The organism is Humibacillus xanthopallidus (genome assembly GCF_006717145.1).
Classification (GTDB): Bacteria; Actinomycetota; Actinomycetes; order Actinomycetales; family Dermatophilaceae; genus Humibacillus; species Humibacillus xanthopallidus.
Genome location: NZ_VFQF01000001.1, coordinates 2,065,916 through 2,085,558, shown reverse-complemented (window position 1 = coordinate 2,085,558; position 19,643 = coordinate 2,065,916). Strand labels below are relative to the sequence as shown.

Annotated in this window: 18 protein-coding genes; 10 read left to right on the top strand and 8 right to left on the bottom strand. The window is 71.9% G+C overall.

Annotated elements, in window-relative coordinates:
- Positions 1 to 98 precede the first annotated feature (98 nt).
- A complete protein-coding gene (locus FHX52_RS09130) occupies positions 99 to 1,544 on the top strand; it encodes an APC family permease (protein WP_246069735.1) in 1,446 nt (481 codons plus the stop codon).
- 273 nt (positions 1,545 to 1,817) lie between these two features.
- Here the strand turns inward: FHX52_RS09130 and FHX52_RS09125 are convergent, their stop codons facing one another.
- Genes FHX52_RS09125 through FHX52_RS09115 form a run of 3 tightly spaced genes read right to left on the bottom strand, consistent with a single transcriptional unit; the run spans position 1,818 to position 3,572 of the window.
- Entirely contained in the window at positions 1,818 to 2,273 is a 456-nt protein-coding gene (locus FHX52_RS09125; RefSeq protein ID WP_141821600.1) for a SufE family protein, read from the bottom strand.
- 5 nt (positions 2,274 to 2,278) lie between these two features.
- The gene (locus FHX52_RS09120) at positions 2,279 to 3,154 is read right to left on the bottom strand and encodes a sulfurtransferase (RefSeq protein WP_141821599.1); all 876 of its coding nucleotides are present in this window, start codon (positions 3,152 to 3,154) and stop codon (positions 2,279 to 2,281) included.
- 13 nt (positions 3,155 to 3,167) lie between these two features.
- Positions 3,168 to 3,572: a MerR family transcriptional regulator gene (locus FHX52_RS09115; RefSeq protein ID WP_141821598.1), complete on the bottom strand. Its 405-nt coding sequence runs from the start codon at positions 3,570 to 3,572 to the stop codon at positions 3,168 to 3,170.
- Positions 3,573 to 3,660: 88 nt separating this feature from the next.
- On the opposite strand from FHX52_RS09115, the gene FHX52_RS09110 reads away from it, so the two are divergent.
- The 3 genes from FHX52_RS09110 to FHX52_RS09100 are packed head-to-tail and all read left to right on the top strand — an operon-like array spanning position 3,661 to position 7,737.
- On the top strand, positions 3,661 to 4,839 hold the full coding sequence (locus FHX52_RS09110) for an acyl-CoA dehydrogenase family protein (protein ID WP_141821597.1): 1,179 nt from the start codon (positions 3,661 to 3,663) through the stop codon (positions 4,837 to 4,839).
- Positions 4,836 to 6,476, top strand: coding sequence for an acyl-CoA carboxylase subunit beta (locus FHX52_RS09105; protein ID WP_246069733.1), 1,641 nt, complete (start codon positions 4,836 to 4,838; stop codon positions 6,474 to 6,476). The genes FHX52_RS09110 and FHX52_RS09105 overlap by 4 nt, the downstream gene beginning before the upstream one ends.
- Entirely contained in the window at positions 6,430 to 7,737 is a 1,308-nt protein-coding gene (locus tag FHX52_RS09100; RefSeq protein WP_246069731.1) for a hypothetical protein, read from the top strand. The genes FHX52_RS09105 and FHX52_RS09100 overlap by 47 nt, the downstream gene beginning before the upstream one ends.
- On the opposite strand, the gene FHX52_RS09095 is transcribed toward FHX52_RS09100, so the two are convergent.
- From FHX52_RS09095 to FHX52_RS09075, 5 genes are all read right to left on the bottom strand, one after another.
- Entirely contained in the window at positions 7,728 to 8,405 is a 678-nt protein-coding gene (locus FHX52_RS09095; protein WP_141821595.1) for a Maf family protein, read from the bottom strand. The two genes, FHX52_RS09100 and FHX52_RS09095, sit on opposite strands and share 10 nt — an antisense overlap.
- A 78-nt stretch (positions 8,406 to 8,483) precedes the next feature.
- On the bottom strand, positions 8,484 to 10,199 hold the full coding sequence (locus FHX52_RS09090) for a DUF885 domain-containing protein (RefSeq protein WP_141821594.1): 1,716 nt from the start codon (positions 10,197 to 10,199) through the stop codon (positions 8,484 to 8,486).
- 52 nt (positions 10,200 to 10,251) lie between these two features.
- Positions 10,252 to 12,009, bottom strand: coding sequence for a protein kinase domain-containing protein (locus FHX52_RS09085; protein WP_185747149.1), 1,758 nt, complete (start codon positions 12,007 to 12,009; stop codon positions 10,252 to 10,254).
- Positions 12,010 to 12,102: 93 nt separating this feature from the next.
- A complete protein-coding gene (locus tag FHX52_RS09080) occupies positions 12,103 to 12,315 on the bottom strand; it encodes an acyl-CoA carboxylase subunit epsilon (RefSeq protein ID WP_185747148.1) in 213 nt (70 codons plus the stop codon).
- A gap of 50 nt (positions 12,316 to 12,365) precedes the next feature.
- Positions 12,366 to 13,997 carry an acyl-CoA carboxylase subunit beta gene (locus FHX52_RS09075; RefSeq protein WP_141821591.1) on the bottom strand — a complete coding sequence of 544 codons (1,632 nt, stop codon included), beginning with the start codon at positions 13,995 to 13,997 and terminating at the stop codon, positions 12,366 to 12,368.
- Positions 13,998 to 14,020: 23 nt separating this feature from the next.
- On the opposite strand from FHX52_RS09075, the gene FHX52_RS09070 reads away from it, so the two are divergent.
- The 6 genes from FHX52_RS09070 to FHX52_RS09045 all read left to right on the top strand — a co-directional run bounded on the left by FHX52_RS09070 (position 14,021) and on the right by FHX52_RS09045 (position 19,621).
- Complete coding sequence (locus tag FHX52_RS09070) at positions 14,021 to 14,929, top strand: biotin--[acetyl-CoA-carboxylase] ligase (RefSeq protein WP_141821590.1); 909 nt, start codon at positions 14,021 to 14,023, stop codon at positions 14,927 to 14,929.
- A 45-nt stretch (positions 14,930 to 14,974) separates the two neighbouring features.
- Positions 14,975 to 16,129 (top strand): adenylate/guanylate cyclase domain-containing protein, encoded by a 1,155-nt coding sequence (locus tag FHX52_RS09065; protein ID WP_246069729.1) that lies wholly within the window; start codon positions 14,975 to 14,977, stop codon positions 16,127 to 16,129.
- Between the two features lie 41 nt (positions 16,130 to 16,170).
- On the top strand, positions 16,171 to 16,974 hold the full coding sequence (locus tag FHX52_RS09060; RefSeq protein ID WP_141821588.1) for an enoyl-CoA hydratase-related protein: 804 nt from the start codon (positions 16,171 to 16,173) through the stop codon (positions 16,972 to 16,974).
- A gap of 210 nt (positions 16,975 to 17,184) precedes the next feature.
- Positions 17,185 to 17,862 (top strand): response regulator transcription factor, encoded by a 678-nt coding sequence (locus FHX52_RS09055; RefSeq protein ID WP_141821587.1) that lies wholly within the window; start codon positions 17,185 to 17,187, stop codon positions 17,860 to 17,862.
- Positions 17,863 to 17,864: 2 nt separating this feature from the next.
- A complete protein-coding gene (locus FHX52_RS09050) occupies positions 17,865 to 18,893 on the top strand; it encodes a sensor histidine kinase (RefSeq protein ID WP_141821586.1) in 1,029 nt (342 codons plus the stop codon).
- Positions 18,894 to 18,970: 77 nt separating this feature from the next.
- Positions 18,971 to 19,621, top strand: coding sequence for a GtrA family protein (locus FHX52_RS09045; RefSeq protein WP_141821585.1), 651 nt, complete (start codon positions 18,971 to 18,973; stop codon positions 19,619 to 19,621).
- Positions 19,622 to 19,643 lie beyond the last annotated feature (22 nt).

Genomic DNA, 19,643 nt, shown 5'->3' with positions numbered 1-19,643 from the left:
CGCTGCCGGGGCACTCTCGCGTTGCCGACCCCTGTCGGCTCGGCCAAGGTGGAGGGAGCGACGCCGGTCGCAACGGCCATCAGACGCAGGGAGGCGACATGGCTCACGTTGCAGAGAGGGATCGCGAGGTCGAGGAGAGCGGCGAGCTCAAACGGGTCATGGGGCCGGGGCTGCTCCTGCTCTTCATCGTCGGAGACATCCTCGGCACCGGCGTCTACGCCCTGACCGGCGACGTCGCGGCGGAGGTCGGGGGCGCCGCCTGGGCGCCGTTCCTCGTCGCCTTCGCGATCGCCATCCTGACGGCGTTCTCCTACCTCGAGCTGGTGACGAAGTACCCCCAGGCGGCTGGGGCGGCGCTCTACACGCACAAGGCGTTCGGCATCCACTTTCTCACCTTCATCGTCTGCTTCACCGTGATGTGCTCCGGCATCACCTCGGCCTCCACGGCATCGCGGGCGTTCGCCTCGAACCTCGCCAAGGGCTTCGGCCTCGACGACAAGAACAGCGGGCTCATCCTGCTCGTCGCGCTCGGCTTCATGACCCTCGTGGGGGCTATCAACTTCCGCGGCGTCGGCGAGAGCGTCAAGGCCAACATCGTGCTCACCCTCGTCGAGCTGTCGGGCCTGCTGCTCGTCATCTTCGTCGGCTTCTTCGCCCTCTTCGGCGGCAAGGGCGACTGGTCGCGCACCCTCATCTTCGACTCGCCCGGCGACAAGTCGTCCTTCTTCGCCGTGACGGCGGCGACCTCGCTCGCCTTCTTCGCGATGGTCGGCTTCGAGGACTCGGTCAACATGGCCGAGGAGACCAAGGACCCGGTGCGGATCTTCCCGAAGATGATGCTCACCGGCCTTGGCATCACCGGCGTCATCTACGTCCTCATCTCGCTGTGCTCGGTGGCCCTCGTGCCCGTGGGGGTGCTCGCCGACAGCGACACTCCGCTCGTGACGGTCGTCGAGACCGCAGCCCCCGGCGTGCCGATCAAGGACCTGCTGCCGTTCATCTCGATGTTCGCCGTCGCCAACTCGGCGCTCATCAACATGCTGATGGCCTCGCGCCTGCTCTACGGGATGAGCCGCCAGGACGTCCTGCCGCACTTCCTCGGCAAGGTGCACCCGACACGCCGCACGCCGTATGCCGCGATCATCTTCACGACGCTCATCGCCTTCGGCCTGATCGGCTACGTCTCCTTCGCGAGCACCGATGCGATCGCGGCGCTCGGCGGCACGACGTCGCTGCTGCTCCTCGGCGTCTTCACGATCGTCAACATCGTCGTCCTCGTGCTGCGGCGAGACCCGTTGCCCGGCAAGCACTTCGTCACCCCGTCGGCCCTGCCGGTCATCGGAGCGCTCGCCTGCTTCTTCCTCGTGCTGCCGCTCTCGGGCCGGCCCGCCGAGCACTACCGGATCGGTGGCGGGCTGCTCGTCCTCGGCGTCCTGCTCTGGGTGCTCACCTGGCTGGCGAACCGCGGGCTGCGGGCCAAGAAGACCTACTTCCGAGACCCCGAGGACCTCACCTCAGCCCCTCCACCCCCCGATTCGAGGTGATGGTGGCACCCACGTGCGGCCCGGGATCACCTCGATTCGGGGAGCCCCCACCCCGGGTCGAGGTGATGCTGGCACCCGCGTGGGGCCCGGGATCACCTCGATTCGGGGGAGTGTGCCATGCGATTCGAGGTGATGGCGGCACCTACGTGGGGCCCGGGATCACCTCGATTCGGGGAGTGTGCCCTGCGATTCGAGGTGATGGTGGCACCCGCGTGGGGCCCGGGATCACCTCGATTCGGGGGGTGTTGCGGGGGTGGGCGGGGGTGCGCGTCGTCAGGTGGCGGTCTTGGCTCTGACCTGGCGCTTGATCCGTCCGAGCATCGCGACCATGCCGCGCAGGCGCAGCGGCGAGACGGCCTCGGCGAGACCGAAGCGCATCGGGGCGTCGTCGGGCACGGCGAGCACCTCGGCGGCCGAAAGCCCGTCGAGCCCCTCGTGGAGGATCCCGGCGAAGCCCCGCGTCGTCGGGGCCTCGGCCGGTGCGTCGAAGAAGAGGTGGACCTCGCGCTGCTCGGGCGAGTCACCGTCGTCGACCTCGACGGTGAGGAAGAGCGGCGACTGGCACTCGTCGACACGTTCGAGCTGATCGAGCCGGCCGGCATACCGCTCCGGCAGCGCCGGGAGCTCGTCACTGAACTCCAGCAGGAGCTGGAGCTTGAGGTCGTTGCTCGCGGAGCGGAAGTCGTCGGCGATCTCGGCGAGGGAGGCCGGGAGCGGGGTGTCGCTCACCGCGCTCACTTCTCGATCGGGACGCGGACGGCGTTGCCCCACTCGGTCCACGAGCCGTCGTAGTTGCGCACCGACGGGAAGCCGAGCAGGTGCGTCAGCACGAACCACGTGTGCGACGAGCGCTCGCCGATGCGGCAGTAGGCGACGACGTCGTCGGTCGGCGCGAGACCCTGCTCGGTGAGGTAGATCGCCTCGAGCTCGGCGCGCGACTTGAACGAGCCGTCCTCGTTCGCCGCCCGCGCCCACGGCACGGACTTCGCGCCGGGGATGTGGCCACCGCGCATCGCCCCCTCCTGGGGGTAATCGGGCATGTGGAGCAGCTCGCCGGAGTACTCGCCGGGGGAGCGGACGTCGACGAGCGGCTTGCCGAGGTGGGCGAGCACGTCGTCCTTGAAGGCGCGGATCGGGGCGTCGTCGCGCTCGGCGACGGGGTAGTCGACCGGGGTCGGGGTCGGCACGTCCCGGGTCAGCTCGCGGCCCTCGGCGATCCACTTCGCCCGGCCACCGTCGAGCAGGCGCACGTCGTCGTGGCCGAAGAGGCTGAAGACCCACAGCGCGTAGGCCGCCCACCAGTTGCTCTTGTCGCCGTAGAGGACGACCGTCGTGTCACGCCGGATGCCGCGCTCACCCATGACCTTCGCGAAGCCGACGCCGTCGACGTAGTCGCGCGCCACGGGGTCGTTGAGGTCGACGTGCCAGTCGATCTTCACCGCGCCGGGGATGTGGCCGGTCGCGTAGAGGAGCACGTCCTCGTCGGACTCGAGCAGGGCGATGCCGTCGGGCCCACCGAGCCGTCCGGCCTCGATCTGCTCGGCGAGCCACTCGGTGGTCACGAGCCGTTCGGGGTGCGCGTATTCGGAGATCTTCGGGTCAGCGGTCATGCGACCCATCGTGTCACGCGAGCTTGTCGAGGTCCTCGCGGCAGCGTCGCTCGAACTCCCCGAGCTCGGCGATGGCGTCCTGGACGTCCTTGAGCCGCTGGTCGAGGTCGGCGCGGCGCTCGTCGATCTGGCCGAGGACGTACTCGAGCTGCGTACGGCGGCCGCGGGGGGCGTCGAACAGGTCGATGATCGTGCGGATCTCCTCGAGCGGGAAGCCGAGGCGCTTGCCGCGCAGGATGAGCCCGAGGCGCGTGCGGTCGCGGCGGCGGTAGACCCGTTGCGTGCCGCGACGCTCGGGGGAGATGAGGCCGAGGTCCTCGTAGTGGCGCACGGTGCGGTGCGTGACCCCGAAATCCTCGGCCACCTGCGCGATGGTCCAGGTGGCCTCGGACGTGCGGGTCGCTGCGCCACTTGTCATGGGCCCGATCATGCTTTACGTTTACGTCAACGTCAAGCACGGGCCACGAGCGCGTGACGGCGACCCACCAGCCTTCAGGAGAACAGCGATGTTCGAGCTCAGCCAGGACCACGAGGACTTCCGCGCGGTCGTCCGCGACTTCGCCGAGAACGAGGTCGCGCCCAACATCGCCAAGTGGGACGCCGCCTCCTACTTCCCGACCGACCTCGTGCCGAAGATGGGCGAGCTCGGGCTCTTCGGCCTCGTCGTGCCGGAGGAGTACGGCGGCGCCGGCGAGAGCGGCGACTTCACGAGCCTCTGCGTCGCGATCGAGGAGCTCGGCCGGGTCGACCAGTCCATCGGCATCACCCTGTCGGCCGGTGTGGGGCTCGGCATCAACCCGATCCTCACCTACGGCACCGAGGAGCAGAAGCAGCGCTTCCTGCCCGACCTCGTCGCCGGGCGCACGCTCGCCGGCTTCGGCCTCACCGAGCCCGAGGCGGGCTCCGACGCCGCCGCGAGCCGCACCCGCGCCGTGCGCGACGGCGACGAGTGGGTCATCGACGGCGCCAAGGCCTTCATCACCAACTCCGGCACCGAGATCACGTCGGTCGTCACCGTGACCGCCCGCACCGGCACCACAGCCGCCGGTGCGCCCGAGATCTCGGCCATCATGGTGCCGGCCGGCACGCCCGGCTTCATCGTCGAACCCGCCTACCACAAGCTCGGCTGGCACGTCTCCGACACCCACGGCCTCACCTTCGAGGCCTGCCGGGTGCCGATCGACAACATGCTCGGCGAGCCGGGGCAGGGCTTCAAGCAGTTCCTCAAGACCCTCGACGACGGCCGCATCGCGATCTCGGCGCTCGCCGTCGGGTGCGCGCAGGCCTGCCTCGAGCTCGCCACCGACTACGCGAAGACCCGCATCGCCTTCGGCCGTCCGATCGGCGTCAACCAGGGCGTGTCCTTCCAGCTCGCCGACCTCGCCGTCATGGTCGAGGGCGCCCGGCTGCTGACCTACAAGGCGGCCTGGCTCAAGGACGAGCTGCACGCGGGCCGGCGCTCCGTCGCCGAGGTCAAGCACGCGGCGTCCATCGCCAAGCTCTACTCGACGGAGGCCGCGGTGTCGGCCACCCGCATCGCGACGCAGGTCTTCGGGGGCAACGGCTTCATGGAGGAGTACCCCGTGGCCCGCTTCTACCGCGACGCCAAGATCCTCGAGATCGGCGAGGGCACCTCCGAGGTGCAGCGGATGCTCATCGCCCGCGGACTAGGCCTTCCGGCATGACCGAGCTCGACACGGGCGCTGCCGCGGGGGCAAGCCTCGGCGCCAGCTCGGGAACCGACCGCGGCACCAACTCCGGCACCAACCCCCACGCCGACCCGCGGGTCGCCGACGTGCGGGCCCGCCTCCACGCGGCATACCTCGCCTCGGCGAGCGCCCCCGACAAGGCGCAGGCCAAGCTCGACGCCCAGGGCAAGATCTACGTCCGCGACCGCATCGCCCTGCTCTTCGACGAGGGCTCCTTCGTCGAGGACGGGCGCTACGCCAACGCGCTGCAGCCCGGGCTGCCCGCCGACGGCGTCGTCACCGGTCGCGGCACGGTCGACGGTCGACCCGCGATCGTCATCGCCAACGACCCGACCGTCAAGGCCGGGTCGTGGGGAGCGCGCACGGTCGAGAAGATCGTGCGCGCCACGGAGATGGCGTTGCGCGAGGAGCTGCCGGTCTTCTGGTTCGTCGACTCGGCGGGCGCGCGCATCACCGACCAGGTCGAGATGTTCCCCGGCCGCCGCGGCGCGGGGCGCATCTTCCACAACCAGGTCGCCCTCTCGGGCCGGGTGCCGCAGATCTGCTGCCTCTTCGGCCCGAGCGCCGCCGGCGGCGCCTACATCCCGAGCTTCTGCGACCTCATCATCATGGTCGAGGGCAACGCCTCGATGTATCTCGGCAGCCCGCGCATGGCCGAGATGGTCGTCGGCGAGAAGGTGACGCTCGAGGAGATGGGCGGCGCGCGGATGCACTGCACCGTCTCGGGGGTCGGCGACCTGCTCGCCCACGACGACGCCGAGGCCATCGAGCTCGCCAAGCTCTACTTCTCCTACGTGCCCGGCACGTGGCGCGACCACCCGCCGACGTATGCCGTGGAGGAGCCCTCCGAGCCCCTCACGGCCCACACCGTGCCCGAGCGGGAGTCGGTGCCGTTCGACATCCACGAGGTCATCGACGGTCTCGTCGACGAGGACTCCTTCTTCGAGCTCAAGCCGCTCTGGGCGGGCGAGCTCGTCATCGGCTTCGGCCGCATCCACGGCGAGAGCGTCGGCATCGTCGCCAACAACTCGGCGGTCAAGGGCGGCGTGCTCTTCACCGACAGCGCCGACAAGGCCGCCCGCTTCATCTGGCTCTGCGACGCCTTCGGCATCCCGCTGGTCTACCTCGCCGACGTGCCGGGCTTCATGATCGGCTCGGAGGTCGAGCGCGGTGGCATCATCCGGCACGGGGCCAAGATGGTCAGCGCGGTGGCGTCCGCCACGGTGCCGCAGCTGTGCGTCGTCGTGCGCAAGGCCTACGGCGCCGGGCTCTACGCGATGGGCGGCCCCGGCTTCGGCCCCGACGCGACGATCGCGCTGCCGACGGCCCGCATCGCCGTCATGGGTCCGGAGGCCGCGGTCAACGCCGTCTACGCCAACAAGATCGCCGAGATCGGCGCCGAGCAGGGCCCCGAGGCCCGCGACGCGTTCGTCGCAGAGCGCCGCCGGGAGTACGAGCAGGACGTCGACATCGAGCGTCTCGCGGCCGACCTCGTGCTCGACGCGGTGGTCGAGGCCGATGAGCTTCGCTCGGAGGTGAGCCGACGACTGGCTTATGCTTCCCGGCGTGACCGTCACTTCAGCGAGCGCCGACGCTCCGTCCCGCCGGTCTGAGCCGCGCCTCGGTCACCGCCTCGAGCACCCCGACCGCGAGGCCGAGGCCCGCCAGCCGTTCTACCGGCGCTTCCCGGTCTGGTTCCCGTTCGCCGTCTACGGGCTCTCGCGCATCTGGGTGCTCATCGCGGGCATCCTGCTGGCCCGCAGCCAGATCCCGCTGCCCATCGGCACGGCCAACATCCGCATCTTCTACCCCTCGCCCGAGAGCCCCGGCTACTGGACGGTGATGAGCGGCTGGGACGGCCAGTGGTACCGCGTCATCGCCGAGCACGGCTACCCGGCCGTGCTGCCGCGCGCCGGGTGGGGCGGCATCGACATGAACCCCTGGGCGTTCTTCCCCGTCTTCCCGATGACGGTCGGCGCCATCATGAAGGTGACCGGGCTGCCCTTCGAGATCGTCGGCCCGCTGCTCTCGACGCTGCTCGGCTTCGTCGCGATGCACCTGCTCTTCAAGCTCGTCGACCAGGCGGTCGGGCGCTGGGAGGCCATCGTCGCCGTGACGGCGACGAGCTTCTACATCGCCTCGGCCGCCTTCTCGGCGTCCTACACGGAGTCCGCCGCGCTGCTGCTCGTCGTCACCGTCATGCTGCTCCTGCGGGCGAGGCGGTATGCGTGGGTCGTCGTCGCGCTGCTCGCCCTCTCCCTGACCCGCAACGTCGTCGTCGCCATGGTGCCCGTGATCATCGCGCACGCCGTCGTCCGCTGGCGCCAGCACGACGAGGGCGAGCACCCGGTGCGCTTCCGGTGGGGGATGGCTGCGCTCGCCGCGTATGCCGCCGCGCTGACCTTCCTGTGGCCGACGATCGTCTCGATCGGCACCGACACCCCCGACGCCTACAACCAGACGATGCTCGCCTGGAACATCGAGACGAAGCTCAAGCTCTACCTCTGGTGGGGTCTGCTCTACGACTACTGGGGCATCGCGGGCCAGGTGCTCGGAGTGCTGGGGGTCGCCGGCTTCACGTGGTTCATGCTGTCGAAGAACTCGTGGCGCTGGGGGCCGGAGATCTGGGGATGGGCCGGCGCCTACCCCGCCTACCTGCTGCTCGTCACGAGCACGACGCCGAGCCGGGTGCGCTATGCGATGCTCGCGTTCCCGTTCACGCTCGTCATCGCGTGGTTCCTCAAGCTGCCGTGGTGGCGGCGCTACCGCTACTGGCTGCTGCTCGGCATCGTCCTGCTCGGCGCGGCGCAGATGTGGTACTGGCTGCAGCACTACCTCGTGATCGAGAACCTCACCGACGACCTCTACCCCTGATCGTCGCCGGGCGCTGCGCCGACGACGTCGAACCACTCGATGCCGGCATCGGCGAGCAGGTCGCGCAGCAGGGGGAGCGAGAGGCCGACGACGTTGTGGTGGTCACCCTCGATCGCCGTGACGAACGGGCCGCCGAGGCCGTCGATCGTGAAGGCGCCGGCGACGAGGAGCGGCTCGCCCGTCGCGACGTAGGCGTCGATCTCGTCGTCGGAGAGCTTGGCGAAGTGGACCGTCGTCGAGGCGGTCGCCCCGAGCGTCGCCCCGCCGTGGTCGTCGCGGTCGTCGACGATCCAGTGGCCGGTGTGCAGCACCCCTGACCGTCCGCGCATCCGGCGCCAGCGCGCCCTCGCCTCGGCGGCGTCGGCGGGCTTGCCGTGGACCTGGCCCTCGAGCTCGAGGACCGAGTCGCACCCGAGGACGACCGCGCCCAGGTCACCGGCCGACGCGACGTCCTCGGCCTTCGCGCGCGCGAGGAGCAGGGCGATGTCGGCGGCCTCCAGCGGGCCGTAGCGCTCGAGCGCCTCGGCGACGACGAGGTCCTCGTCGACGGTGCTGACGACGACCGAGGGCCACACCCCGGCCGCCCGCAGCGTCGTGAGCCGGGCCGGCGACGCGGAGGCCAGCACGAGACGGACGGCGGGCTGCGAGGTGAGGGGGCTACGCGGCATACCGCAGCATAGGACGGCCGCGCCGCCCCGACCGTAGCGGTCGGGACGGCGTGGCGGCGTGGCCGGGCGAGGCTGACGTCAGATCTCGTCGAGCACCGCGGCCCGAAGGGTGTCGAGGCCGACCCCACCGATGTCGAGGGCGCGGCGGTGGAAGGCCTTGAGGTCGAAGGCGTCGCCCTGGCGCTCCTTGACCTCGTCGCGGAGCTGGAGCCAGAGCCGCTCGCCGATCTTGTAGCTCGGCGCCTGCCCCGGCCAGCCGAGGTAGCGGTTGAGCTCGAAGCGCAGGACCTTCTCGTCCATGAAGCCGTAGCGGGTCAGGTAGGTCCACGCCTTGTCGTAGTCCCACGCGCCACCGCCGACCTCGTCGGGTGCGTCGAAGCCGCAGTGCACGCCGATGTCGATGACGACACGTGCGGCCCGAAGGGACTGTCCCGCAAGCCAACCCATCCGATTGCCGGGGTCGTCCATGTAGCCGAGCTCGGCCATGAGGCGCTCCGCGTAGAGTGCCCACCCCTCACCGTGGCCCGACGTCCAGGCCTCGAGGCGCCGCCACTTGTTGAGCAGCTCGGAGCGGTAGACGGTCTGCGCGACCTGGAGGTGATGGCCGGGGACGCCCTCGTGGTAGACGGTCGTCAGCTCGTTCCACGTGCGGAACTCGGTGTTGCCCTTGGGCACCGACCACCACATGCGTCCCGGGCGGCTGAAGTCGTCGGACGGCCCGGTGTAGTAGATGCCGCCCGTCTGCGTCGGGGCGATCATGCACTCGATGCACTGGACCGGGCCGGGGATGTCGAAGTGGACGTCCTTGAGGTCGGCGATGACCTCGTCGGCGCGCTCCTGCATCCAGGCCTTGAGCGCGTCGGTCCCATGCAGCTGGTACTTCTCGTCGGCGTCGAGGATCTCGACGCCCCGCTCGACGGAGGCGCCGGGCTCGAGGCCATCGGCGATCTCGCTCATCTGGGCGTGGAGGCTCGCGACCTCCTGCTGGCCCCAGCGGTAGGTCTCCTCGAGGTCGACGGCCGCGCCGAGGAAGTAGCGCGACTCGAGGGCGTAGCGCTCGCGCCCGCACGCGTCGTCCTCGGGAGCGTGGGGGAGCAGCTCGCGCTCGAGCCAGTCAGCCATCGAGCCGTATGCGGCGGCGGCGGCTGCCGCGGACGCGGTGAGCGCCTCCCTCACCTCACCCGCGAGCGGCTCGTCGCCGACCGTCGCGTCGGCGACGACCTTGGCGAAGTAGCCGTCGTCGGTCGTGAGGTCGCGCGACTGCTCGGCGCAGGCCTGCACCTGCCGGCGCGGCGAGACCTGTCCGCGGTCGCGGGCGACGAGAAGCGCCTCCTGGTAGCCCTCGAGCGCGGCCGGGATCTTGCCCATGCGGGTGGCGAAGACGCGCCAGTCGCCCTCGGTGTCCTGCGGCATGAGGTCGAAGACGTCGCGGACGCTCTGGAGCGGGGAGGCGAGGACGTTGAGCGACATCTCGTCGAGGCCCGCGGCATACCGGTCCTCGGCGAGCTGGAGCCGCTCGGTCATCGCGGCGACGGTGACCCGGTCGACGTCGTCGGCGGGGGAGGCGCCGGCGAGCTCGGCGAGGGCGGTGCGGCGCACCTGCGACGCGGCGGCGTTGCCGGCGGGGGAGAGGTCGTCGAGGTCCTCCTCGCCACCGGGCACGCCGAGGAAGGTCGCGTTGATGGGGCTGAGCGCGACTGCGGCGTCGAAGTAGCGCTCAGCGATGCGGTCGACGTCGGTCTGCGGGCGGGTGGCCTGCGACGGAGCGGTCTGGGTGTCAGGGGTGTCGGTCACCCGCCGAACGTACTGCACGACCCCGCCTGTGTGGCCACAGAATTCGGGCCGTTCAGTCGCCCCGGCCGCCGGCGACGAGCAGGACGAGCTGACCGTCGGCCAGCGGCTCGCCCACCCCGGGCCACGTCGCGACGACGGTCCCCTTCGGCTGGGACGACGGCATCGCGACTGTCGTGACGCGCAGGTTGTCGGGGAGGTTGTCGCGCACGTCCGCTACCGGCGACCCGACGACCCACCCGGGCACGGTGAGGGCGTCGCCGCCGGACCTGCTCCCCGGCGTGGTGTCGGACTTGCCGCCACCGCGGCTGACGACGAGGACGACGGTCTGCCCGGCGGGCACGCTGGCTCCTGCGCCTGGCACGGTGGCGAGCACCTGGCCACGGTCGGCGCGCGAGCGCACCTGCACGGTCTCGACGCGAAGGCCCATCACCTCTAGGGTCTGCCTCGCGTCGGCGGCCCGGGAACCGACGAGCCCGTCGGGGAGGCGCACCTCGCCGGCGGGCTGGGTCGACGTGGGCTGCTCGGGTGTCGGGGCGGCAGCCTTGGACGTGGGCACGCGGGTCGGGGTGGGCGAGCCGGTCGTCGTCGCCGCGGGCCCGGGCGCGATGGAGGGCCCGGACGCGACGCGAGGTGCCTCGGGGCGATCGGCCAGGAGCATGCCGCCACCGACGACGAGGACGAGGGTTGCGACAGCCGCGGCGACCCACCCTGCAGGTGGGACTCTGCCGGGTGCCGAGGATGTTCTGGGCCGAGCCGACGGCTGCGGCCGAGCCGACCGAACCGGCCGAACCGGCCGAACCGGCCGAACCGGCCGCGCCGGCGGGGGAGCTGCAGCTTCCGCGGGTGGCAGGGCAGGCATGGCGCGGGTCGCCTGGAGCGCCGCGGCCACGCGCGCCGTCGCGTCGGCGTCTGCCGCGGGGAGGGGCGCGGGGAGGGTCAGCGCTCGCGCCGTCGGGGCCGGGTCGTCGGAGAGGGCCCGCCGGAGTGCTGCGGCCATCGCTGCGGCATCCGCGTAGCGGTTGGCGGGGTCCTTGGCCGTCGCGACCTCGACGACGCGGTCGAGGCCGGCCGGGACCCCGGGGGTGGAGGCGCTCGGCGCGGGGACCGGCTCGTCGAGGTGGCGCAGGGCGACGGCGACGGGGGTGTCTCCCTCGAAGGGAGGCCGCCCGGTCAGCATCTGGTAGAGCAGGATGCCCAGCGAGTAGAGGTCGGACGCCGGCGTCGCGGCCTCGCCGCGGGCCTGCTCCGGCGGGAGGTAGGCGGCGGTGCCGAGGATCGTGCCGACGTCGGTGAGGGCACTGTGTCCGAGGCTGCGCGCGATGCCGAAGTCGGTGACCTTGACGTGCAGGTCGGGCGAGACGATGACGTTGCCGGGCTTGATGTCGCGGTGCACGACGCCCGCCCGGTGCGCCTCGGTGAGTGCGGCGCACACCTGCGTGGCGATGGTGACCGCCTCGTCGGGCTCGAGGCGCCCACGGCGTCTCAGCAGGTCGGCGAGGTCGGTGCCAGGGGCGAGCTCCATGACGATGAAGTGCGCCGGCTCGTCGAGGCCGTCGTCCTGCACGCCGTAGTCGTAGACCTGGGCGATCGAGGGGTGCAGCAGGCCGGCCACGACGACGGCCTCACGGCGGAAGCGCTCGACAGCCTCCGCGGAGGAGCCGTGCGCGCGGTGGAGCAGCTTGACGGCGACCTTGCGCGCGAGGCGCTCGTCGGTGGCGACGTGGACCTCGCCCATGCCGCCGACAGCGAGCGGCTCGCCGAGCACGTAGCGCCCGGAGAGCCGCACCGGCGTGGAGGGGTCGGCGGACATGAGGGACAACCCTAGGCCCCCCGTCGGGGCGGGCGTCAAACGGAGACCCCGCTGCGCATGGGTGGGGGAGGGCGGCATACGCCCGTTTCGGCGTCAGCGGGGCAGGGCGCTCGCGCGCCACCCGCCGATCCGCGTCGAGGGGCCGACGAGGTGCCAGGCCGGGTCGGCCCAGGCGGACCGGCCCTTGCCTGCACCGGACTCCTCGCCCCCGCCGAGGGCCGAGAGCACGACGACGAGCGCCGCCAGCTCCTCGGCGCTCGGGTTGCCCGACACCCACACTGACCGCGCGGAGTTCGCTTCGCTCACCGGATCCTCCGTTCCGGCCGATCCAGGCTCCTTCGTCGCGGATCGCCGCGTCACAGCGGGATGTTCCCGTGCTTCTTGGGCGGCAGCGACTCGCGCTTGTTGCGCAGCGCCCGCAGGGCCCGCGTGACGTTCATCCGCGTGTTGGACGGCGAGATGACGGTGTCGATGTAGCCCCGCTCGGCCGCGATGTAGGGGTTGGCCAGCGTCTCCTCGTAGTGGTGGATGAGCTGGCTGCGGTGGGCCTCGACGTCGCCGCCCTCGGCAGCCGTCGCGGCGAGCTCCTTGCGGAAGAGGATGTTGACGGCACCCTGCGCGCCCATGACGGCGATCTGGCCGGTCGGCCACGCGAGGTTGATGTCGGCGCCGAGGTGCTTGGAGCCCATGACGTCGTAGGCGCCGCCGTAGGCCTTGCGCGTGATGACGGTGATCTTGGGGACGGTCGCCTCGGCATACGCGTAGATGAGCTTGGCGCCGCGACGGATGATGCCGTCCCACTCCTGCGAGGTGCCGGGGAGGAAGCCCGGCACGTCGACGAAGGTGAGGACCGGCACGTTGAAGCAGTCGCACGTGCGCACGAAGCGGGCAGCCTTCTCGGAGGCGTCGATGTCGAGGCACCCGGCGAACTGCATGGGCTGGTTGGCGACGACCCCGACCGACATGCCGTCGACACGGGCGAAGCCGGTGATGATGTTGGGCGCGAAGAGCGGCTGCACCTCGAGGAACTCGCCGTCGTCGACGACGTGCTCGATGATGTGCTTCATGTCGTAGGGCACGTTGGGCGAGTCGGGGATCGACGTGTCGAGCCAGAGGTCGTCGTCGGTGACCGACAGGTCGGCCTCGCCCTCGCCGTAGGCGGGCGGCGTCTCGAGGTTGTTGCTCGGCAGGTAGGACAGCAGCGCCTTGACGTAGTCGACGGCGTCCTGCTCGTCGCTGCCCATGTAGTGCGCGACGCCCGAACGGGTGTTGTGCGCCTGCGCGCCGCCGAGCTCCTCGAAGCCGACGTCCTCGCCCGTGACCGTCTTGATGACGTCGGGTCCGGTGATGAACATGTGCGAGGTCTGGTCGACCATGACGGTGAAGTCGGTGATGGCGGGCGAGTAGACGGCACCCCCGGCACACGGGCCCATGATGAGCGAGATCTGCGGGATGACACCCGAGGCGTGCACGTTGCGCCGGAAGATCTCGCCGTAGAGGCCGAGCGAGACGACGCCCTCCTGGATGCGGGCCCCGCCCGAGTCGTTGAGCCCGATCACGGGGCAGCCGATCTTCATCGCGAAGTCCATGACCTTGACGATCTTCTCTCCGAAGACCTCGCCGAGGGAGCCGCCGAAGACGGTGAAGTCCTGCGCGAAGATCGCGACCTGTCGCCCGTCGACCGTGCCGTAGCCGGTGACGACGCCGTCGCCGTAGGGCCGCTTGGCCTCCTGGCCGAACTGGTTGCTGCGGTGCCGGGCGTACTTGTCCATCTCGATGAAGCTGCCCTCGTCGAGCAGCATCTCGATGCGCTCGCGCGCCGTCTTCTTGCCGCGCGCGTGCTGCTTCTCGACGGCCCGCTCAGAGCCGGCGTTGGCCACCTCGGCCACGCGCCGCTTGAGGTCGGCGAGCTTGCCCGCGGTGGTCGTCAGGTCGAGGTCGGTGCGATCGGCCGTCTGGGCGGCTGCGAGTGCCTGATCGGGTGCCATGGCCGCACTCTAGTCTTGGCGGCGTGCGCGATTCGCTTGACGCGGAGATCGTCGGTGCGGGGTTGGTCACGTCGGGGCAGCCGTGGCGCGGCGTCGAGTTCCATGCTGCGCTGGCCTCGACCAACACCCGGCTGCGCGAGCTCGTCACGGGTGTCGCCACCCCCACCGGGCCGTATGCCGTCTCGCCCGCCGCGCGCGATGGTGGCCTCTGGTGGGTGGTGCTGACCGACCACCAGACCGGCGGGCGCGGGCGTCTCGGACGGGTGTGGGAGGTGCCGGACCGGGCCTCCGTCGCCGTGTCGTGCGCCGTGCCGGTCACGGACCCCGCCGTGGCGGGATGGTTGCCGCTGCTCGCGGGTCTCGCGCTGTCACGGGCACTGCGGGTGGTCAGCCGCGCGGCGGGACACGAGCTCGACCCGCGCCTCAAGTGGCCCAACGACGTCCTCCTCGGTGATGACGACGACCGCAAGGTGAGCGGCATCCTCTGCGAGCTCGTCGCGATCCCGGCGCGGGCAGGGGGAGCCCGCGAGACGGCATACGTCGTCGTCGTGGGCACCGGGGTCAACGTCGACCAGGCGCGCGACGAGCTGCCCGTCGACACGGCCACCTCGCTCGCCCTCGCCGGCGCGGTGGTGCGCCGGGAGGACGTCGTCGTCGCCTACCTGCGCGAGCTCGCCGCCCTGTTGCGCGGCCTCGACGAGACGGCGTCCCCGGCGTCACCCGTCGTCGGGGCCGTCGACGAGCCGACCCGTGCGGCCTACGTGGCCGCCTGCTCCACGGTGGGGGCGCGGGTGCGGGTGCACCTGCCGGGCGGTCAGGAGGCCGTCGGCGACGCCGTCGACATCGACCGCGACGGGGGCCTCGTCGTCGTCACGGCGGGCGGGCGGCGGACCTTCGCCGCGGGCGACGTCGTGCACGTGCGCCGGCCCTGACGTTCCCGTGATGCGCACGGCGGGGCGGCTGGCATGATCGATGCCATGACCGCGCCGGGCTCCGATCCAGCCGACCGGGCTGGGCAGGACTTCACCGAGCAGCTGCTCGGCCAGCCCCGCGTGCTCCGGCGGCGTGACGTGAGCCGCGGCGCCGAGGTGTCGCTCCTGTCGGCGCGCAAGTTCTGGCACGCCCTCGGCTTCCCCGTCGTCGACACCGACGACGAGCTCTTCACCGAGGCTGACCAGCAGGCGCTCGCGACGGTCGCCGGCATCGTGCGCGAAGGGCTGCTCGACGAGCCCACGGCGCTCGCGATGACCCGCGCCTTCGCGCGGTCGGCCGACCGTCTCGCCGGGTGGCAGTCGCAGCTCATCGCCGAGGCGGTCGAGGCGGAGGCGACCCTGCGCATCGAGGCCGAGCACGGCGCGCCGGCCGAACTGGGCGGCGCGGCGGACGGTGCGACGGGCCCCGGGGGCACCGCGGGTCAGGAGCCGTCCGAGTCGCCGGAGTCGACGGAGTCGCCGGAGTCACGGTCGGTGCCAGGCGTCGAGACGGCGGCCGAGACGGCGCGCCGCCTCGCCGAGCTGACCGACCGCCTCGAGCCGCTGCTCGTCTACGCGTGGAGGCGGCACCTGTCGGCGACGGTCTCGCGCATGATGGCCGATGCCGACCCGGAGTCCTTCGGCCTGACGAAGATGCGCTCCGTCGGCTTCGCCGACCTCGTCAACTTCACGGCGCTCGTGCGCCGCCTGTCGGAGCGCGACCTCGCCCGACTCGTCTCGCGCTTCGAGGCCCTGTCGGCCGACGTCATCACCGCCCACGGCGGGCGCCTCATCAAGACGGTGGGCGACGAGGTGCTCTTCACGACCGTCGGCGCGGCGCCGGCCGCCGCCATCGCGCTCGACCTCGTCGACACGATGACCGAGGACGACGTGCTACCCGACGTGCGGTGCGGCATGGCCCGCGGGCCGATCATCTCGCGCCTCGGCGACGTCTTCGGAACCACCGTCAACCGGGCGTCGCGCCTCACCGCCGTCGCCGGTGCGGGCTCCGTGCTCGTCGACGCGCCCATGGCCCGTGAGCTCGCGAGCATGTCGGGCTTCGCCCTCACCGGGCAGCGCCGCCGGGTGCTGCGCGGCGTCGGCGCCGTCACCCCCTCGGTGCTGCGGCGCGCCTCGAGCGCCGGCCGCGGCACCACCTGATCCCCCCACCCGCCGTCACCGGCGCAGACCAAGGAGCCCGTATGCCGTCCCGTCCCGCGCTCGTGCGTGTCGACCGATTCGAGCTGCCCGGTCTCGAGCACGTGGCCGAGATCGTGCTCGACCGACCCGAGGCGATGAACGCCGTCTCCACTTCGATGGCTCAGGCCATCGCCGCTGCCACCACCCAGGTCGCCGCCGACGAGTCGGTGCGCTGCGTCGTGCTGACGTCGAGCCACGACCGCGCGTTCTGCGTCGGGGCCGACCTCAAGGAGCGCAGCTCCTTCACCGACGCGGACCTCATGGAGCAGCGCCCGCTGGCCCGGGCGGCATACGGCGGGGTGCTGGCGCTGCCGGTGCCGGCGATCGCGGCCGTCGACGGCTTCGCGCTCGGCGGGGGCTTCGAGCTCGCGCTGTCGTGCGACCTCGTCATCGCCGGGCAGGACGCCCTCGTCGGGCTGCCGGAGGTGGGCGTCGGGGTCATCCCCGGCGGCGGCGGCACGCAGCTGCTCGTCCGCCGGGTCGGGTGGTCGCGCGCCGCGCGCGCGATCTTCACGGCCGAGCGGCTCGGAGCGGCAGCAGCGCTCGAGCTCGGCGCCGTCGACGAGGTCGTGCCGGCGGGCACGGCGCGAGCCCGGGCGCTCGAGCTCGCTGCGACGATCGCGGCGAACTCGCCCGTCGGGCTGCGCAACGCCAAGCGGGCCATGCGCCTCGGGGCCGACGTCGACCTCGCGACCGGGCTGGAGGTCGAGGACGCGTGCTGGCGGGCGACGGCCTTCTCTGGCGACCGTCGCGAGGGCGTCGCGGCCTTCGCCGAGAAGCGCAAGCCGGTGTGGCCCGGACGCTGAGCGCTGGTCGGAGGCTGCTCGGGGGGTGCCCGGCGGCTGCACGCGGCTGCCCGGTCGCTGCTTGGCCGCTGCCTGGCGGCTGCCCGCGGCTGTCGGGCAGGCCGACCGACCCGCTGAGACGGTGTCGGCCGCGACGTGCGCGCCCCGGCCTTGTGGATAGGCTTCGACGCGTCGGGGCGACGGATGGTGCGAAGGACTGAGGACGGTGACATGACTCGAGTGCTCCTGGCGGAGGACGACCCCGCCATCTCGGAGCCACTGGCCCGGGCCCTGCGGCGTGAGGGCTACGAGGTCGACGTGCGCGAGGACGGGGCGGCAGCCCTCGACGGCGCGAAGGAGAACCCCGACCTCGTCCTGCTCGACCTCGGCCTGCCGAAGATCGACGGGCTCGAGGTGTGCCGGCGCATCCGGGCCGAAGGCCGCACGATCCCCGTGCTCATCCTCACGGCACGCGCCGACGAGGTCGACACCGTGGTCGGGCTCGACGCGGGCGCCGACGACTACGTCACCAAGCCCTTCCGCCTCGCCGAGCTGCTCGCCCGGGTGCGGGCCCTGCTGCGCCGCACCCCGTCCGACGCCCCGGTGGCCGGTGAGCTCGTGCGCATCGACTCCGACGGCCGCCGGGCCTGGTTCAAGGGGCTCGAGCTGCAGCTGACGGCCAAGGAGTTCGACCTGCTGCGCGTGCTCGTGCGTGAGCAGGGCAAGGTCGTCTCGCGGGAGCAGCTCATGCGCGAGATCTGGGACACCGCCTGGTTCGGCTCGACGAAGACGCTCGACATGCACATCTCGGTGCTGCGCCGGAAGCTCGGTGACGATGCGACGTCGCCGCAGTACATCGCCACCGTCCGTGGCGTCGGCTTCCGCTTCGAGCGGCCGCAGGCAGACTGACCGTGCGCCGGCAGCTCGCGCGCACCTCGCTCACGAGTGCGCTCGTCTGCGCGGTCGTCGCGGCGGTGCTCGCGACGGGGGTCGTGTGGTGGGTCGTCACGACTCGTGCCGCCGTCGTCGCGACCTGGCTGACGGCCGACCCGACGACGGGCGTGGCCCGCTTCGCGGCCGTCATGATGGGGGTCGGGGCCCTCGGCGTGCTCGCCGGCCACCTCGCGACGACGGGCACGCGCTCGCACGTCGAGCGGGCGTCGCAGGACCTCGTCGCCGTCGCCAAGCGCCTCTCGGCAGGGGAGGCGCGCCTCGCCCCCGTGCGATCGGACATCGCCGAGATCGACACGGTCTCGGAGGTCATGACCCGCCGCGCCCACGACATGACGAAGTCGCTCGCGGCCGAGCGCGACTTCGCCTCGGACGCCTCACACCAGCTGCGCACCCCGCTCACCGCCCTGCTCATGCGCCTCGAGGAGATCTCGGTCACCGACGACGCCGACGTCGTCAAGGAGGAGGCGAACATCGCGATCGCCCAGGTCGAGCGCCTCACCCGCGTCGTCGACGACCTCCTCGGACGCACGCGTGGGTCCGGTGGGCCGGCCCCGGCCGTGTCGCTCGACTCCGTCATCGCGGCCCTCCAGCGCGAGTGGCAGCCGGCCTTCGAGCAGGCCCGCCGGTCGGTGCGGGTCAGGGGCGAGCGGGGCCTCTTCGTGCGCTCCACACCGGTCGCGCTCTCGCAGGTGCTCTCGACCCTGCTCGAGAACTCCCTCGTGCACGGTCGGGGCACCGTCGACGTCCACGCGCGCCGCTCGGGACCCTCCGTCATCGTCGAGGTGAGCGACCAGGGAGACGGCGTGCCCTCGGCCATGGCCCCGCACATCTTCGAGCGGTCGGTGAGCAGTGGCGCGGGCGGCAGTACCGGCCTCGGCCTCGCCCTCGCCCGCGACCTCGCCGAGTCCAACGGGGGCCGCCTCGACCTCGTGCAGGCCCAGCCGGCCAGGTTCGCGCTCTTCCTCTCCGAGGCCGAGACGGACTGACCCGCCCCGAGGTCGCTGCGAGCCCGCTTCCCCGCGATCTGGGACGGACTCCAAGGCGCGCGGGGTAGGGTGCCCGCGTGAGGCGCCTGCACCACTTCCTTTTCGTGCGCCACCGCCACAACTGGGTCCTGCTGGGCCGGTTCGCGCTGGTGGGCGCCTCCGGCGTGCTCGTCAACATGCTGACGCTCATCGTCGTCAAGAAGCTCGGCCCGGACGCCCGCGAGGCGATCGTCGGCATCCCGTTCACCGACTTCAACGTGCGGTGGTACCACGTCTACTCGACGATCGCCTTCCTCGTGGCCAACCTCTGGAACTTCCAGCTCAACCGGTCGTGGACCTTCCGCTCGAACCACCGGGCGGCGTGGTGGCGCGAGTACCTCCCGTTCTTCACCGTCGGGCTGCTCGGCCAGCTCGTCGGGCTCGTGCTGCTCACCCTGCTCATGCACGAGGGGTCGCCGCTGCACCTGCCCGAGGCGATCTTCGACAACTCGACCGGCCTGCGGACCCGCCTCTACTGGGCGCAGCTCATCGTCATCGCGGTCGTCACGCCCGTGTCGTTCGTGCTCAACAAGCTGTGGACCTTCACCGCCGTGCGCACCCACCACCCCGACCTCGCCGACCCGAGCCACCTCGAGGAGGCGCTCGGCGAGCCGTCCGACGAGCGGGCGACCGCCCAGCTCCGGGCCTCCGCCGCGACGGGCGCGGGCCGCAGCGACCCGGCGGGCTGACCGCCGCCCAGCGGCGACTAGG

Excerpts from the sequence above, each read along its gene's own strand:
- FHX52_RS09130 (WP_246069735.1), top strand. The coding sequence starts at position 99 with ATGGCTCACGTTGCAGAGAGGGATCGCGAGGTCGAGGAGAGCGGCGAG.
- FHX52_RS09120 (WP_141821599.1), bottom strand. The coding sequence starts at position 3,154 with ATGACCGCTGACCCGAAGATCTCCGAATACGCGCACCCCGAACGGCTC.
- FHX52_RS09115 (WP_141821598.1), bottom strand. The coding sequence starts at position 3,572 with ATGACAAGTGGCGCAGCGACCCGCACGTCCGAGGCCACCTGGACCATC.
- FHX52_RS09110 (WP_141821597.1), top strand. The coding sequence starts at position 3,661 with ATGTTCGAGCTCAGCCAGGACCACGAGGACTTCCGCGCGGTCGTCCGC.
- FHX52_RS09105 (WP_246069733.1), top strand. The coding sequence starts at position 4,836 with ATGACCGAGCTCGACACGGGCGCTGCCGCGGGGGCAAGCCTCGGCGCC.
- FHX52_RS09095 (WP_141821595.1), bottom strand. The coding sequence starts at position 8,405 with ATGCCGCGTAGCCCCCTCACCTCGCAGCCCGCCGTCCGTCTCGTGCTG.
- FHX52_RS09085 (WP_185747149.1), bottom strand. The coding sequence starts at position 12,009 with ATGTCCGCCGACCCCTCCACGCCGGTGCGGCTCTCCGGGCGCTACGTG.
- FHX52_RS09075 (WP_141821591.1), bottom strand. The coding sequence starts at position 13,997 with ATGGCACCCGATCAGGCACTCGCAGCCGCCCAGACGGCCGATCGCACC.
- FHX52_RS09065 (WP_246069729.1), top strand. The coding sequence starts at position 14,975 with ATGACCGCGCCGGGCTCCGATCCAGCCGACCGGGCTGGGCAGGACTTC.
- FHX52_RS09060 (WP_141821588.1), top strand. The coding sequence starts at position 16,171 with ATGCCGTCCCGTCCCGCGCTCGTGCGTGTCGACCGATTCGAGCTGCCC.
- FHX52_RS09055 (WP_141821587.1), top strand. The coding sequence starts at position 17,185 with ATGACTCGAGTGCTCCTGGCGGAGGACGACCCCGCCATCTCGGAGCCA.